The following is a 15,827-nucleotide window of genomic DNA, read 5'->3' on the forward strand; positions in this document are numbered from 1 at the left end:
GTTTTTGGCGAATCTTGCAAATTGCCCGGTCAGCAAACCACGTGATTCAAGGGTGAAACACAGGTTTTCCAGGTTTGGCTGAAATCACGCAGCCTTCCTTGCGGATGAAATATTTCTTTCCAGATACGCGCCATGGCTAAAACATCACCGGGTGGTGGCAGGGCGGGGCTGTGTTGTTCCACCAGGAGCCAGGCGATGGCCGTGGCGTAACGCAGGTTTACCGTGAGTTCCAACTGGGGGGCGCTGAGAAAGGCATGTTGACTGGCCAGCCCGCGCACCAGGCTGGCACGTTCTGGATCGAGCGCCAGGTAGGTGTCCCACAAGGCGCGATGCCGGGGTTCGGTGATGCTGTACAGGCCGTGGCCGCGCCGGTCGTGCAGTGCCGAGCCCAGTTCCGACTGGCTGGCCGCAATGCCCAGCAGCAGAGCCTCGGCCGTCGGGCTCTGCCGGCCGAGGTACGACAATGTCGGTCGGATCACATAACAACACAATTCACTGGCTGCGATACCCATACATACCTCAATCCGTGAAAGTGGTTGGCGAGGCCTGAGAGGGGGGGGGCTTGGCAGCAGTGAATCGGATCTCAGGCTCGCCGGAAGCGGATCACGCCGCTTGAGTTGAAGTGTAGTGTCATATTCATGATGTAAAGGACTGTTTTTAAAACATCTTCGTTATTCAGTTATAACGTTTATATCTATTTGAACTTAGTGCAAAAGCTCAATACGTAAATATCAGGCAATAAAAAACCCTGTGTTTTAAACAGGGTTTTTTGGGTTTCAGCAACTCGGGTCGATCAGGCAACCAGTGCCTGACGGGTACGCTCGATCACGGCCTGCAGCGGTTCTGCGCTGGAGTATTGATCGGGGTACAGGCGTTCGCTGTGACGAGCGATACCGTGTTCGTTGACCAGGGTAAAACTGAAGCAGCCTTTGCGAGCGGCCATGATCAGGCAGTTCATCGGGGCAAAAGCATTGGTGAGGGTGCGAATGGCATCCTGAGTATGGATTTGAGTGGACATATTATTGGTGTTCCTACAAATGACACGGATAAGAACCGTGCAACGTTAAAACGTTCCAGTAACGTTGATCACCATTGATCAAACGAAGAACCCGACTGGAACAAAGCAGCCAGTTTAAAGCGCTGTTAATGGGCGCGCTTGGGCTGGCAGGTAGGTACTTAGGAGGGCAGGCATCACAACAGGGGCAAAGGTTCTGGGCCCGAGGTGAAGATCCTGATCAATTTGCAGGTTGGTTCGGTCAGAGTATGAAAACTTCGCGCCACCCTTTGCTTATTCAAAGGCAGTGTCGTCGCAAGTGATACCTGGAAACCATCGAGGTGGTCGATCCCGTCTTGTTCAGGGGAGTTATTCGACCAGAATTGACTTTCAGCTTGGTACTAACGCCGCGGATAGTAACGGATTGATACAGGGAAAGGAAGCGCACTGACCAAAAAACTTCAATCAGCCCCCCAACACGCCGCGATAGACCAGCACCGTGACGGCCGCGGCTAGTGAACAGCCCAGTGCGTAAGCGGCCAGGGTCAGGCGCAGGGATTGGCCGGTCTCGACCACCTTCATCACATCGCCCATGTCATTGATGCGGCCTTCACCCAGTTCGATACACAGGCTCACGGCTGTGAAAGCGGCCGACAGCAAGATTGCAATGGCAAACAAGGCCCCGTCCGGCGACGGCAGTGCGGCGTTGATCCCCAGGGAAGTGGCGCAAATCACCAGCAATAACCCGGCGAATATCAGAATTCCTTTCATCGCGCCTCCCACCGTTGCGCTGTCGGTCGGGCAGTGTGGCGAGCCTTTGAGGGTTTGAAAAGTGCCTGTTATGTCCTGCCGGTAACATTTTTGAGGCTGGCAGCTCCAAAAAAAGCCGGTGATATAACCATCGGGTGGGTACTTGTGCACATTAGTTGCGGCGTGTGTAGCCAGGCTGTCAAGGGTAAGGCAGGGTCGCCATTTGCCTGTAATGGAAATTTAAGTCAATGAAAAATCTGGCTTTTTTTAATTGGTGAAAAAATCGTCAGTTTGACTGCGAGGCCCGCTCCATGGGCGTTTGCGCGAGTTAGAGGGAGGTTGTCCACTGAGTTATCCACAGCTTCTGTGGATTGTCCCAAGCGCTTGCTCTAGGACGGGCGTGCACGGTTTTTTCAGCTTTACCTGTACGAAAAAAAGAGTAGAGTTGCGCGCCTTCCGTTCTGTCCCACAGTGCTTTATGAAGTTTCGCTCAGTATCACCTTCTGTTACCGACGCCCCGCAAGCTGTTACCGCACCCAGGCGCTTCTCCTTGAAAGTCGCCCTGTGGTTGCTCGACAGCCCGCGCCTGGGCCACAGCACCAACGTCAAGCACTTTGCCGGGCGCTTGCTCAAGCAGTCGGCCCGTGAAGGCGTAGTCGCCGCGCAAAGCCGCCTGGGCCAATTGATGTGCCGTGAGTGCGGCAACGCGCGCGACCGCCGCATTGGCCATGAGCTGCTGCGTTCAGCTGCGCGCGCCGGTGACCGCCGCGCCCAACGTGAACTGGGTCAGGTCGAAGACTGAGCTGTCCTCCCGCTCTATGCTTGGTTAACCTTGCTCTTTTTCGGTGATGGCAGAGATGGCTATGGCTTTTGACTGGACCAGTATTGCCTTGGGCCTGGCGGGTGCCGCAGTGCCTTTATTGGCGGTGTGCTGGCAGCTTCAACGGCGGCTGACTGCGCGCACCACCGGCTGGGAATTGCTGGAAGAACGCCTGGCCACGGCGCAATTGGCCCAGGAAGGCCTCGCTGCGCAGTTGGATGCCAGCCGCGATGAAATCAGCGACCTGAGCCACGCCAATGCCGCCAAGCAAGCCGACCTGGCCGCGCTGCGCCGCGAAGTCGAGTTGCTCCACATCGACCGCGACAACGCACGCGACGCCGCCCACGCCTGGAGCCTCGACCGCAGCGCCAAGGAAACCGAATTGCGGCGCCTCGATGCGTTGTCGGCCGCCCTGCGCGCCGAACTGCGCGAGCAACAGGAAAGCCAGCAACAGCGCCTCAATGACCTGCAAGGTTCGCGGGATGAACTGCGTGCACAGTTCGCCGAGCTGGCCGGCAAGATCTTCGATGAGCGTGAACAGCGCTTTGCGCAAACCAGCCAGGAACGCCTCGGGCAGTTGCTCGACCCGCTGAAGGAGCGCATTCAGTCCTTCGAAAAACGCGTGGAAGAGAGCTACCAGAACGAAGCGCGCGAGCGTTTTTCCCTGGCCAAGGAGCTTGAGCGCCTACAGCAATTGAACCTGCGTCTGTCGGATGAAGCCACCAACCTGACCCGCGCGCTCAAGGGCCAGAAAACCCAGGGCAACTGGGGTGAACTGATCCTAGAGCGGGTGCTGGAACATGCAGGTCTTGAGAAGGGTCGCGAGTACCAGACCCAGGTCAGCCTCAAGGGGCCGGATGGTGAGCGCTTCCAACCGGATGTGCTGATCATGTTGCCCGGCGACAAGCAGGTGGTGGTGGATTCCAAGGTCAGCCTGACGGCCTATCAACAATACGTCGCCGCCGATGATGAACTGATCGGCCAGGCGGCGTTGAAACAGCATGTGCTGTCATTGCGTAATCACGTCAAAGGTTTGGCCGGCAAGGACTACAAGCGCCTGGAAGGCTTGCACAGCCTGGATTTCGTGTTGTTGTTCGTGCCGATCGAAGCGGCGTTTTCCGCCGCGTTGCAGGCTGAGCCGAACCTGTTTCAGGAAGCCTTCGACCGCCACATCGTGATCGTCAGCCCCACCACCTTGCTGGCCACCTTGCGGGTGATCGACAGCCTGTGGAAGCAGGAACGCCAAAGCCAGAACGCCCGTGAAATCGCCGAGCGCGCCGGCTGGCTGTATGACAAGTTTGTGCTGTTTATCGAAGACCTGGATGAGGTGGGCAACCGTCTGCTGCAGTTGGACAAGGCTTACAGCGCTGCGAGAAACAAGCTGACGGATGGACGTGGAAATCTGGTCAGCCGCACCGAGCAATTAAAATTGCTCGGCGCCCGCGCCAGTAAAAGCCTGTCGGCAGATTTGCTGGAACGGGCCATGACCGACTCAGACGGCGTGGCACACCTTCCCGAGTAAACGCAGTGCTAAATGTGGGGGCTTGCTCCCGATAGCGCAGTGCCAGTCGGTATTTATTGACTGGCATCCCGCTGGCGGAGCAAGCCGCTCCCACAGGTTGATCTGCTTGCCTACAGCGGTAAGTGCCGGCTGATCAACGCCCGCAACGCCGCCGGCTTCACCGGTTTGGCCAGGTAGTCCAGCCCCGCTGCATGCACTTCGGCGACCATCTCGGGGCGGCCGTCGGCACTGATGACCACGCCGGGAATCGGCTCCGCCAATTGCGCGCGCAGCCAGCCCATCAATTCGGTGCCGGTCTCGCCGTGGTCCAGGTGGTAATCCACCAGCGCCAGTTGTGGCCGCACACCCTCTGCCAGCAACGCCGCGCACTGCGCCTGGTCGGTGGCGGTCCACACTTCGCAACCCCAGCGTGTCAGCAAACTGCGCATGCCGATCAGGATGCTCTCCTCGTTATCCACGCACAGTACTTGCGCGCCGCTCAGTGGCAGGCCATTTTCCTGCGGGGCCTTGACCGGTGCAGCGGTTTGGTTGCGCGCCAATGGCACGCGCACGCTGAACACGCTGCCTTGGCCCGGCCATGAGCGCACGCTGAGGCGATGGCCCAGCACGCGACATAGGCCATCGGCAATCGCCAGGCCCAGGCCCAGGCCTTTTTCAGCGCGAGTCTGATGGCTGTCCAGGCGCTTGAACTCTTCGAAGATCACCTTCTGTTTGTCCTGCGGAATACCGGGGCCACGATCCCAGACTTCCAGGCACAGTTCGCCCTTGCGTCGACGTACGCCAAGCAGCACCGGGCCGTCGGCATAGCGGAAGGCGTTGGTCAGGAAATTCTGCAAAATCCGCCGTAGCAGCTTGATGTCACTGTCGACGCGCAAACGGCTGCCGCGCAAGCGAAAGCGCAGGCCTTGTTCGTGGGCGAGTGCCTTGAATTCGGCACCCAGGGTATCGAACAGCTCGTTGAGGACAAAGGGCTGACGTTGCGGGTTGATCTTGCCGTTTTCCAGTCGTGAGATATCCAGCAAGTCACTGATCAGGTCTTCGGCGGAGCGCAGCGAACTGTCCAGGTGCTGCACCAGTTGCCGGGCTTCGCTGGACAGCCCGTCGTTCTGGTGGGAGAGGGCGGCGGAGAATAGGCGTGCGGCGTTCAACGGCTGCATCAAGTCATGGCTGACGGCCGCGAGGAAGCGTGTCTTCGACTGGCTGGCGGATTCGGCCACGCCTTTGGCATCGGTCAGCGCCACATTGAGCTGCGACAGTTCATGGGTACGCTCGGTCACCCGTTGTTCAAGGCCTTCGTTGGCCTCGGTGAGGGCCTGTTCGGCTTCGCGGAACGCGGTGATGTCGGTGAAACTCATGACAAAACCGCCGCCCGGCATTGGGTTGCCGATCAGCTCGATCACTCGCCCATTGGGGAACAAGCGCTCAGAGGTATGCGCGCGGCCCTGGCGCATCCAGTGCAGGCGTCGCGCCACATGCACTTCGGCCTCGCCGGGGCCACACAGGCCGCGCTCGGCGTTGTAGCGGATGATATCGGCAATCGGTCGGCCCACGCTGATCAAACCGTCCGGGTAATTGAACAGCTCCAGGTAGCGCCGGTTCCAGGCCACCAGCTTGAGGGACTGGTCCACCACGCTGATGCCCTGGGTGATGTTCTCGATGGCGCCTTGTAACAGCGCGCGGTTGAATTGCAGCACTTCAGACGCTTCGTCGGCAATGCGTACCACGTCCTCCAGCTGCATTTCCCGCCCTTCAATCGCAGCTTTTACTACGGCGCGTGTCGAAGAAGCGCCGAGTACACCGGCCAGCAGGCGCTCGGTGTGAGCAATCCAGTCGTTGTCGGCATTCTGGTTGGGGTTGAAGCCTTTGCCCTGGCGGTAAGCGAAGCGGATAAAGCTCTGTTGGGCGCGTTCTTCACCGACAAAGCGCGCCGCCAGGCTGAGCAGGTCGCTGATCTGTACCGACAACATCGAGCGGGCGCTGGCACGCTGGCTGATTTCCTGGCCGATGAAACGCCCGGCTTGCCAGTGTTCGGACACCCGCGTGCGCGACAACATCGACACCCACACAAATAAGGTGAAATTCCCCGCCAGGGAAAACACCGTGCCCAGTGTAAGAGAGGTCACCGACAAGCCGAGCGGGTGGGAATGCATCCACGTCAGGCCAGGGAAAAGGCTGAGTGACCAACCCAGGCTTTTCGCCGTTACCGGTAGGACCAACGTGTAGAACCACAGGAACGTACCTGCCGCCAACCCGGCAAACACGCCCCGTCGGTTAGCCTGCTTCCAGTACAGCGCGCCGAGCATGGCGGGGGCGAGCTGCGTCACGGCGGCAAACGCGATCTGGCCGATGGTGGCCAGGCTCGCGGTAGACCCCAGCAAGCGGTAGCTGACATACGCCAGCAACAGAATGATCACGATGCTGACCCGGCGTACCGAGAGCATCCAGTGGCGGAACACTTCGAATGGCCGCTCGGCGCTGGAGCGGCGCAACAGCCATGGCAGCAGCATGTCGTTGGAGACCATGGTCGACAAGGCGATGCTGGCCACAATCACCATGCCCGTGGCTGCCGAGGCGCCGCCGATAAAGGCCAGCACGGCGAGTGCCGGGTGAGCTTCGGCCATGGGCAGGCTGATCACGTAGGAGTCCGGCAATACCGACGTGGGTAACATCATTTTGCCGCCGAGGGCGATGGGTACCACAAACAGCGCGGCGAGGATCAGGTAGGCAGGGAAGACCCATTTGGCCAGGCGCAGATCCTGAGGGTCGATGTTCTCCACCACCGTCACGTGGAACTGGCGCGGCAGGCAAATGATCGCCATCATCGCCACGCCGGTCTGTACCACCATCGACGGCCAGTTGATGGTTTCTTTCCAGTACTCTTCCAGCCGTGGCGCAAGCATCGCCTGGCTGAACAGGTCGCCGAAACCGTCGTACAGGCCGTAGGTCACAAACGCGCCGACGGCAAGAAAAGCCAGCAGCTTGACCAGAGATTCAAATGCAATCGCCAACACCATGCCACGGTGGTGTTCGGTGGCGTCGAGGTTGCGCGTACCAAACACAATGGTGAACAACGCCAGCACCAGCGACACGATCAATGCCGTGTCCTGGGCGCGGGTGCCGGTGGTGTCGGCACCCGCGCCAATCAGCAGGTTCACCCCCAGCACGATGCCTTTGAGTTGCAGGGCGATATAAGGCAATACGCCGACGAGGCAGATCAGTGCGACCACGACCGCCAGGGCTTGGGATTTACCGTAGCGCGCGGCGATAAAGTCGGCGATTGAGGTGATGTTTTCCTGCTTGCTGATCAGGATCATCTTCTGCAGAACCCAGGGCGCTAACACCAGCAGCAGCACCGGCCCCAGGTATATCGGTAAGAACGCCCACAACTGTTCGGCGGCCTGGCCTACAGCGCCGAAGAAAGTCCAACTGGTGCAGTAAACCGCCAGCGACAGGCTGTACACCCAGGCGCGCACACGCGGCGGCAAGGGCGCGTGGCGACGGTCACCGTAGAAGGCGATGGCAAACATAATGGCCATATAGGCCAGGGCAACGGCGGCAATCAGCCCGCTGGACAGCGTCATGGTAACTCCGAGCACAAGAACGCCCGGGCATTCCAGGCCCGGTTGGACAGTCTCGCATGATGCTTGGGGTTAGTCAGTGTCGACCATGGTCTGAGCGCGACGTGATGTCGCGGCCTATCGAGGCGGCAGGGTTTTCTGGCGCAGGATGTAGACAGTCACCAGCACGGCACTGGTCAGCATGAACCCACGTGCCCACGGCAGCGGCACCAGGTAGCAGGAGAGGCCGATACTCAGCCACATCAGGCCGATGGCGTAGACCTTGCCCTTGAGCGGGATGCCGTTGCCCTCCAAATAGTCACGGATCCAGGGGCCCAGGCGTGGGTGTTCGACCAGCCACTGGTAGAAGCGCGGTGAGCTTCGAGCAAAGCAGGCGGCAGCGAGCAGGAGGAAGGGCGTCGTCGGCAGCACCGGGAGGAAAATGCCGATCACTCCCAGCGCAACGCTCAACCAGCCGATGGCCAGCAGTGCGTAACGCAGGAGCAGCGAGCGGTTGCCCATGGGTGTCACGGGCAAGCGACTCAGTGGTGACGAGGCTTGAGGATCGCCGGTTTTTCGTCAGGCGCGTTGCACAGCAGGTACAGCGCGGTCAGGGCTTCCGGGATCTGGACGATCATGTCGTCCATCAGGTTGGCATCGCTGGCGATGTCGGCGAATTCCGGCTGGTCGTCGAACAGGCCCGAACCGACCATGATCGGCAGGAGCATTTCGCTGACTTCTTCCTCGGCGGTTTCGAACCAGGCGGCTTCGCGCAGGAACACGCCTTCCATGAAGCCGATGCACCAGCCGCGCAGGTCGGAGTCATCCGGGTCTTCACCCAGGTCCAGCTCGCATGGCAGCTCGAATTCCTCGTCGGAGGCCAGTTGACGACCGATGTGGGCCTTGAGGGCGAGCAGGGTGGCTTCGATTTCTTCGCGCTGGGCGTCGTTGGCGTAATGCGGCTCTTCGGCGAACAGTGCGTCGATCCATTCACGATCAGGCACTTCTTCGGCGCAGATCGACAGGGCGGTCAGGTAGCCGTGGGCGGCCACATAGTCCAGCGCCTCGTCATGCAGCTCATCGGCGTCGAGGAAGGCTTGCAGGCGGGTTAGTTGCTCAGCGAAGGACATTGAAGGACTACCTTGGGAATAAACGATGCTGAATTCTAGGCGTTCTTGCGCGCCCAAGCCAGTCGCCATGCAGATTTGCCAGGTTTTAGAGACGGGCTGCAATTCGTCAGTGGTGCCCTTCGGTGGATGACGCTCGGGTATACTGCCGCGTTTTGTGATGCCCTTACAGGTTAGGCGCCAGTCCGCGAAAACTTCGCTTACGGATTATTTCCCGTAAAGCCGTATTTTTTCGGCCAGCCTGTACAGAGGGTTTTCGGGATTATTTTTGGAGTTTTACATGCTCGAGCAGGCTCAACGCGTCCTCAAGGACATCTTCGGCTACGACAGTTTTCGTGGCCGCCAGGGTGCGATCATTGAGCGCGTGGCCAGTGGTGGAGACGCCCTGGTATTGATGCCTACCGGCGGCGGCAAATCCTTGTGCTTCCAGGTGCCGGCCTTGCTGCGCAATGGGTTGGCCGTGGTGGTGTCGCCGTTGATCGCGTTGATGGACGATCAGGTCGCTACCCTGGAAGAACTCGGCGTCGCGGCTGCGTCCTTGAATTCCACCCTCAGCGCCGAGCAGCAGCGCGATCTGGCTGCGCGCATCAAGCGTGGCGAAGTGAAAATGCTGTACCTGGCCCCTGAGCGTCTGGTGCAGCCGCGCATGCTGGCCTTTTTGCAAAGCCTGGAAATCGCCTTGTTCGCCATCGATGAAGCGCACTGCGTCTCGCAGTGGGGCCACGATTTCCGTCGCGAATACCTGCAACTGGGTCAGTTGGCCGAACTGTTCCCCGATGTGCCGCGTATCGCCCTGACCGCCACTGCCGACAAGCGCACCCGCGAAGAAATCGTCGAGCGCCTGCACCTGCAGAATGCCGAGCGTTTCCTGTCGAGCTTCGACCGTCCGAATATCTTCTACCGCATTGTGCCCAAGGAGCAGCCGCGCAAGCAGTTGCTGGCGTTCCTCTCCGAACGGCGCAGCGATGCGGGCATCGTTTATTGCCTGTCGCGCAAGAAGGTCGACGAAGTGGCCGCGTTCCTCTGCGAGCAGGGCTACCCGGCACTGCCGTACCACGCAGGGTTGCCGAATGAAACGCGCTCTGCGCACCAGAAGCGCTTCCTTAACGAGGAAGGCCTGATCATGGTGGCCACCATCGCGTTCGGCATGGGTATCGACAAATCCAACGTACGTTTCGTGGCTCATATGGACCTTCCCAAGTCCCTTGAGGCGTACTACCAGGAAACCGGTCGTGCCGGCCGTGATGGCCTGCCGGCGGATGCCTGGATGGTCTACGGCCTGCAAGACGTGGTGATGCTCAAGCAGATGTTGCAGAACTCCGAAGGCGACGAACGCCACAAGCGACTGGAGCAGCACAAGCTCGACGCCATGCTCTCCCTGTGTGAAGAGACCCGCTGCCGGCGCCAGACCTTGCTGGCGTACTTCGACGAAGACATGCCACAGCCGTGTGGCCACTGCGATAACTGCATGGACGGCGTGCAGACCTGGGACGCCACTGAGCCTGCGCGTCAGGCCTTGTCCACGATCTATCGCACCGGCCAGCGTTATGGCGTGGGGCATCTGGTGGATGTACTGCTGGGCAAGGACAACGAAAAGGTGCGCAGCTTCGGTCACGAAAAGCTGTCGGTCTATGGGGTCGGCAAGGCCCGCGCCGAAGGTGAGTGGCGTTCGCTGTTCCGGCAGATGGTCGCGCGCGGCCTGGTGGACATCGACATTGAGGGCTATGGCGGCCTGCGCCTGAACGACAGTTGCCGGCCGCTGCTCAAGGGCGAGGTGAGCCTGGAGCTGCGCCGCGACCTCAAGCCGCAGACCACGGCCAAGAGCAGCACCAGCCAGGCCAGCCAGTTGGTGCGCTTGGAGGAACGCGAACAGTGGGAAGCCCTGCGTACCCTTCGACGCAAACTGGCGCAGGAACACAGCGTGCCGCCTTACGTTATTTTCCCCGACTCCACCTTGCTGGAGATGCTGCGCGAGCAGCCGACCACGATGGCGCAAATGGGGCGGGTCAGTGGTGTGGGGGCGCGCAAGCTTGAGCGCTACGGCCAGGCGTTCCTCGAAGTGCTCGGCGGCCAGGCCGAAGCGCCGAAGGAAATCGCGGATATTCGCCACGAGCTGATCAGCCTGGCACGTGCCGGCATGACGCCGATCCAGATCGCCGGCCAGTTGCAATGCTCGGAAAAGAACGTCTACACCTTGCTGGCCGAAGCCATCGGCAAACAACAGCTGTCGCTGGAGCAGGCGCTTGATTTGCCGGAAGATTTGCTCGGCGAGATCCAGGACGCGTTTCTTGATGGCGAGGGCGAACTGCCACCGGTGGCCGAGATCGCGCCGCTGTTTTCAGGGCGCGTTCCAGACGGTGTGTTGTACTGCGTGCGGGCCGCTTTGCAGTCTGAATTCGAAATTTAGTGTGCCAATTACGACAATGTAACGAATCAGTACATAGCGACTCTTGCCTACGGGCATGGCGCATGCTTAGCTGACTAATAATTAGCCACAATTTGTTTTTAGTCTAAATCATGAGTTTTTTATGCCGTTAACCGATCAACACCGTTTTGGCATGCAGCTGGCGCAAATGTCCCGAGGTTGGCGCGCTGAGCTGGACCGCCGTTTGGCGGGGCTGGGTTTGTCCCAGGCGCGCTGGCTGGTGCTGTTGCACCTGGCCCGTTTCGAAGAAGCACCGACACAGCGTGAGCTGGCGCAAAGCGTCGGTGTAGAAGGGCCGACCCTGGCCCGTTTGCTCGACAGCCTCGAAGGCCAAGGCCTGGTGCAACGCCAGGCCGTGGTGGAAGACCGTCGCGCCAAACGCATCCTGCTGTGTGACACCGCCCGGCCGTTGATCGAGCAGATTGAAACCATTGCCACCGCTTTGCGCCACGAGCTCTTTGTGGGCGTGGACGAGGCGGATCTGCGCGTGTGCATGCGCGTGCATGGGCACATCCTGGCGAATCTGGAAAAGTCCTGACCTGAACGCTGATGTATGCCGGCCGGACTTGTTGTGGTGAGCGGGCCCGCTCACCTCATTAAGTCCCGCTCATCACCACCCCCCCCACACATTTGATTTGCGTAGGGCTCTAGAACGTCTGCCCGAGGTTCAGGTACACCGCCTTCTGATTATCATCATTGAAGCCATAGCTGAAATTCAGCGGCCCCAGCGGTGTATCAAACCCCAGGAAAATACTCGCGGCGTTGATATAACCGCTATCGAATTCATTGTCGTTGTTCCACGCCCGACCGCGTTCCAGCGACGCGCCGAGGTACAGCGGGAAATCCAGCGGCAGGTACGAACGCGGCGTCAGCCGGCGGTAGTACACCGCGCGCATCAGGCTGATGTTCTGCCCTGAAATCGCATCCTGGCGAAAGCCCGACAATTGCCGCGCACCGCCCAGCAGGAAGCTGGAAATCACCACGTCCGAATCATCCAGGGTGCGCCCGTAGCGACCGCCCAGCACCAACGTGTCCGGGCCGTGGCTCATGGCTTTGTCGAGCTTGAATTCCCACTGCCGGTAACGCTGGTCCGAGCCCAGGCCGGGCTCGAACTCACGGAAGGCCAGGCCAATGTCCTCGCCGGTGTGCGGGAAGTACACGTTGTCCAGGGAGTCGAAGGAATACTTCAACTCATAGAAACCCTCGTTGAAGCTCAAACTCGGTAGGTCGCGGTCGCCAATGCGCACATCGGCTTTGCCCCAGGCCTCGCCGACGCCGAAGCGGATCTCGCCGCTGTTGCCGATCTGGCGCCCCACGTTCAAACCGAAACCATAGCGTTCCAGGCGGTATTCGGAGATGGGGTCGTTGTCCAGGATCAACTCGACGTTCTGCGCCTGGGCGCTGAGATAGGGCGCGATAAAGTAGCGTGAACCGGCGTCCATCGGTTGGTAGAACTCGCTGTACAGTTCTTGCCGATCACCGATCTGCACGCGCGTCAGCCATTCGGCGCCGAGGCGGTTGATGCCATTGATGCGGTAGCTGGCGCCGAGGTTGAAGGCGCTGTCGCCGCGCATGTCGTCCGACAGGTTCAAGCCCAGGCGCAGGTAATCGGTGCCGCTGCGTTTGCCGCGTGCGCTGATGACCAGCGTATTGTCCTGGCCTTTTTTCACGACGCGGTATTGCACCTGATCGAAGTAGTCCAGGCCATACAGGGTGCCCATGTCGGTTTGCAAACGGCCGAGGTTCAGCGGTTCACCCAGCGGTTGACGGATGTAGTAGCGGATCACGTCGTCGCTGACTTTCGAGTCGTTCTCCAGCTTGATTGCAGTGATCACCGGGGTGCGTTCGCCCGGTGTACGCGCGGCCACCAGTGTGGGGTCGATGGGTTCGGCGGGGCGCAAGTGGGCCAGGCGCAAGTCCAGGGCGCGGGTGGCACGGTAGCCGGCGTCGATCATGTCTTTGGCGCGGCCGAAGTCGGTCACGCCATAGGCGGCCAGGGGCGGCTGGATCAGCACGTCCTTGGGGTTCAGCGCCTTGAGCTGCTCTTCGGAATTGCGCCGGGTCATCAGGGTAATGGACTGGTTGAGCACGTCCACCACCGTTGCCAGTTGTTTGCGCGAGCGCAGCGGGGTGCCGATATCGACGACGATGGCGATATCGACCCCCATCTCCCGTGCCACATCCAGGGGGATGTTGTCGGTCATGCCGCCATCCACCAGCAGGCGGCCGTCCAGCTCCACCGGGGCGAACACCGCCGGGATCGACATGCTGGCGCGGATTACCTGGGGCAGGTGGCCCTTGCTGAACACCACCTTTTCGCCGGTGGTGATATCGGTGGCCACGGCGCGGAAGGGGATCGGCAGCTTGTCGAAATTACGCGTGTTGCTGCTGTGGGCGAACATGCTTTCCAGCAGCAGCGCCAGGTTCTGGCCCTGGATCACTCCGAGCGGCAGGCCGAGGCTGCCGTCATCACGAAAGCTCAGCTTTTGCTTGACCAGGAAATCACGGTCGTCCTGCTTGCGCCGAAACGGCACGTCTTCGCGCGGCGGCGCATCGGACAAGGCCTGCTGCCAGTCGATACTCAGCGCGAGTTTTTCCAGCTCATCGATCTTGTAGCCCGAGGCGTACAGCCCGCCGATCACCGCGCCCATGCTGGTGCCGGCGATGGCGTCGATGTGGATACCTTGTTCCTCCAGCGCCTTGAGCACACCGATATGCGCCAGCCCACGGGCGGCGCCACCAGACAGCACCAGGCCGATTTTAGGGCGTGGGGCTTCGACGGCATCGGCAAACAGAGGGATGAGGCACAGAAACAGGTAGGGCAACAGGCGGCGCATCGTGAATCTCGAGGCTGGGCGATAAAGGCCGCTATTATAGCCGCCTGACCCTCATCCCTCGTTACGCCAGGAATTTCTGAATTATGTCCGCGAGCAAACCCGAGATCGTCATCACCTATTGCACCCAGTGTCAGTGGCTGTTGCGTGCGGCCTGGCTGGCCCAGGAGCTGTTGAGCACTTTCAGCGATGACCTGGCCAAGGTGTCGCTGGAGCCGGCCAGCGGTGGGGCGTTCCGCATCACCTGTGATGGCGTGCAGATCTGGGAGCGCAAGGCGGACGGTGGTTTCCCCGAAGCCAAGGTGCTCAAGCAGCGCGTGCGCGATCGGATCGACCCGCAGCGCGACCTGGGGCACAACGACCGTACGCAGTAAAAGTCACCGCCGCTGTTGGGCGGTGACCCGGTGGTGCGCCGTTATTTCTCGGCCATCTTGCTTTTGATCAAGCCTACCACCCAGGTGAGCACCAGGCCGCCGACGCCACCGCCGACAATATTGCTGCCGACCGCCGCCACATCCAGTGCTTCGCCACCGGAGGTGCCGGTCAGCGCCGAAACAACCTGGCCCAGGATCAGGCCGCCGACGCCACCGAGAGTGGTATTGAGCCCGGTGCCCAGGCTTTGTTTGGTCATGCCGGCGAGGTTACCGCCGACGGCGCCGCTGATCACCTGAACCAGCAAGCTGATGAGCATTTCCATGGTTAAAGCTCCTGCATCGCGTTGAGGGATGACCACCCACGTGCAGCAACTTCAGAAAACGCCGTGGCTGTCGTCGAGCGGTCTTTATCCGTTGAACGACTACAGACTGTTGCGGATGTTTAAAGTATAGATCAGGCCGTTGCAGCCGGTTGTTTAGCCTGGCTGGCGCTGCCCAGCAGCCCCGAAAGCACGATGGCGACGATGATCAGCACGCCGCCCAGCAGCATGCGCAGCGTCGGCGTTTCGGCGAACAACAGCCAGGCCGCCGTGATACCGTAGACCGGTTCCATGGCAAACACCACCGAGGCGGTACGGGCCTTGATCACCGCGAGGCTGGCCACAAACAGGCTGTGGGCCAGGCCAGTGCAGAACACGCCGAGCAGGCCGATCCACAACCAGTCCAGCGCGCTTACTTGCATCAGGCCCGGCGCGGCCACGGGCAGCAGGCATACCGCGACCACCACGTTCTGGCACAACGCCGCCTGCACCGCCGGTATACGCCCGGAGCTGGCGCGATTGTTCAGCGAAAGCAGGGAGAACAGCAGCCCCGAGGCGATGCCCCACAGCAAACCACCGGTGGCTTCGCTGGCCAGGTTGAAGTCCGGGGTGACCAGCACCAGGCCAACGCTCACCAGTACCACCAGCACGATTTCATTGGCGCGGATGCGTTCGCGGAAAATCAGCCCCTCAAGGATCACGGTAAACGCCGGGAACGCCGTGAACCCCAGCGTGGCGACGGCCACACCGGCCACCTTGACCGCGATGAAGAACGTCACCCAATGCGCCGCCAGCAACACGCCGCTGACCAACAGGCGGCGCCAATCGCGCCGCTCCAGGGTTTTCCACGCGGTGTTGCTGGCAAATCGGGCGAATACCGCCAGCGCCAGCACGGCAAACAGGGCGCGCCCAAATACGATGATCGACGGTGAGGCGGCCGCCAGCTTGCCGAAGACGCCGGTGAGGCCAAACATCAATGCGCCGATATGCAGGGCGCCGAGGGCTGAGCGGGGAGTCATTGCGATCCTTGAGCAGACGAGCTAACAGCCTCGCAGTCTAATGGGTTGGTCATGCCGATGTCTGTGGGTTGCAGCGCGTTTGGCC

14 protein-coding genes are annotated in these 15,827 nt (G+C 60.7%); 5 read left to right on the forward strand and 9 right to left on the reverse strand.

What is annotated here, in order from left to right; translation table 11 throughout:
- Nucleotides 1-29: 29 nt before the first annotated feature.
- The 3 genes from AB4O23_RS12120 to AB4O23_RS12130 form a co-directional block, all read right to left on the reverse strand.
- Nucleotides 30-512: a hypothetical protein gene (locus AB4O23_RS12120; RefSeq protein ID WP_065878090.1), complete on the reverse strand. Its 483-nt coding sequence runs from the start codon at nucleotides 510-512 to the stop codon at nucleotides 30-32.
- Nucleotides 513-793: 281 nt separating this feature from the next.
- Nucleotides 794-1,018: a hypothetical protein gene (locus AB4O23_RS12125; RefSeq protein ID WP_007898912.1), complete on the reverse strand. Its 225-nt coding sequence runs from the start codon at nucleotides 1,016-1,018 to the stop codon at nucleotides 794-796.
- A gap of 441 nt (nucleotides 1,019-1,459) precedes the next feature.
- Entirely contained in the window at nucleotides 1,460-1,765 is a 306-nt protein-coding gene (locus AB4O23_RS12130; RefSeq protein ID WP_017527585.1) for a hypothetical protein, read from the reverse strand.
- Between the two features lie 457 nt (nucleotides 1,766-2,222).
- Between AB4O23_RS12130 and AB4O23_RS12135 the strand changes: the two genes are divergently transcribed.
- A complete protein-coding gene (locus tag AB4O23_RS12135) occupies nucleotides 2,223-2,546 on the forward strand; it encodes an SEL1-like repeat protein (RefSeq protein WP_065878088.1) in 324 nt (107 codons plus the stop codon).
- A gap of 175 nt (nucleotides 2,547-2,721) precedes the next feature.
- Nucleotides 2,722-4,086 (forward strand): DNA recombination protein RmuC, encoded by a 1,365-nt coding sequence (locus tag AB4O23_RS12140; protein WP_175404203.1) that lies wholly within the window; start codon nucleotides 2,722-2,724, stop codon nucleotides 4,084-4,086.
- A 110-nt stretch (nucleotides 4,087-4,196) separates the two neighbouring features.
- On the opposite strand, the gene AB4O23_RS12145 is transcribed toward AB4O23_RS12140, so the two are convergent.
- From AB4O23_RS12145 to AB4O23_RS12155, 3 genes are all read right to left on the reverse strand, one after another.
- Nucleotides 4,197-7,667 (reverse strand): hybrid sensor histidine kinase/response regulator, encoded by a 3,471-nt coding sequence (locus AB4O23_RS12145; protein ID WP_017527588.1) that lies wholly within the window; start codon nucleotides 7,665-7,667, stop codon nucleotides 4,197-4,199.
- Between the two features lie 114 nt (nucleotides 7,668-7,781).
- A complete protein-coding gene (locus AB4O23_RS12150) occupies nucleotides 7,782-8,165 on the reverse strand; it encodes a YbaN family protein (protein ID WP_026067239.1) in 384 nt (127 codons plus the stop codon).
- Between the two features lie 20 nt (nucleotides 8,166-8,185).
- Entirely contained in the window at nucleotides 8,186-8,773 is a 588-nt protein-coding gene (locus AB4O23_RS12155) for a UPF0149 family protein (protein ID WP_065878086.1), read from the reverse strand.
- 277 nt (nucleotides 8,774-9,050) lie between these two features.
- On the opposite strand from AB4O23_RS12155, the gene recQ reads away from it, so the two are divergent.
- On the forward strand, nucleotides 9,051-11,177 hold the full coding sequence (recQ, locus tag AB4O23_RS12160) for a DNA helicase RecQ (RefSeq protein ID WP_017527591.1): 2,127 nt from the start codon (nucleotides 9,051-9,053) through the stop codon (nucleotides 11,175-11,177).
- Nucleotides 11,178-11,298: 121 nt separating this feature from the next.
- Nucleotides 11,299-11,733 carry a MarR family transcriptional regulator gene (locus AB4O23_RS12165; protein WP_017527592.1) on the forward strand — a complete coding sequence of 145 codons (435 nt, stop codon included), beginning with the start codon at nucleotides 11,299-11,301 and terminating at the stop codon, nucleotides 11,731-11,733.
- 109 nt (nucleotides 11,734-11,842) lie between these two features.
- On the opposite strand, the gene AB4O23_RS12170 is transcribed toward AB4O23_RS12165, so the two are convergent.
- Nucleotides 11,843-14,032 carry a patatin-like phospholipase family protein gene (locus AB4O23_RS12170; RefSeq protein WP_017527593.1) on the reverse strand — a complete coding sequence of 730 codons (2,190 nt, stop codon included), beginning with the start codon at nucleotides 14,030-14,032 and terminating at the stop codon, nucleotides 11,843-11,845.
- A gap of 83 nt (nucleotides 14,033-14,115) precedes the next feature.
- On the opposite strand from AB4O23_RS12170, the gene AB4O23_RS12175 reads away from it, so the two are divergent.
- Complete coding sequence (locus AB4O23_RS12175; protein ID WP_017527594.1) at nucleotides 14,116-14,403, forward strand: Rdx family protein; 288 nt, start codon at nucleotides 14,116-14,118, stop codon at nucleotides 14,401-14,403.
- A 41-nt stretch (nucleotides 14,404-14,444) separates the two neighbouring features.
- Here the strand turns inward: AB4O23_RS12175 and AB4O23_RS12180 are convergent, their stop codons facing one another.
- On the reverse strand, nucleotides 14,445-14,726 hold the full coding sequence (locus AB4O23_RS12180) for a hypothetical protein (RefSeq protein ID WP_017527595.1): 282 nt from the start codon (nucleotides 14,724-14,726) through the stop codon (nucleotides 14,445-14,447).
- Nucleotides 14,727-14,857: 131 nt separating this feature from the next.
- The gene (locus AB4O23_RS12185; protein ID WP_017527596.1) at nucleotides 14,858-15,742 is read right to left on the reverse strand and encodes a DMT family transporter; all 885 of its coding nucleotides are present in this window, start codon (nucleotides 15,740-15,742) and stop codon (nucleotides 14,858-14,860) included.
- Between the last annotated feature and the right edge of the window lie 85 nt (nucleotides 15,743-15,827).

Source organism: Pseudomonas sp. H2_A10, assembly GCF_054680085.1.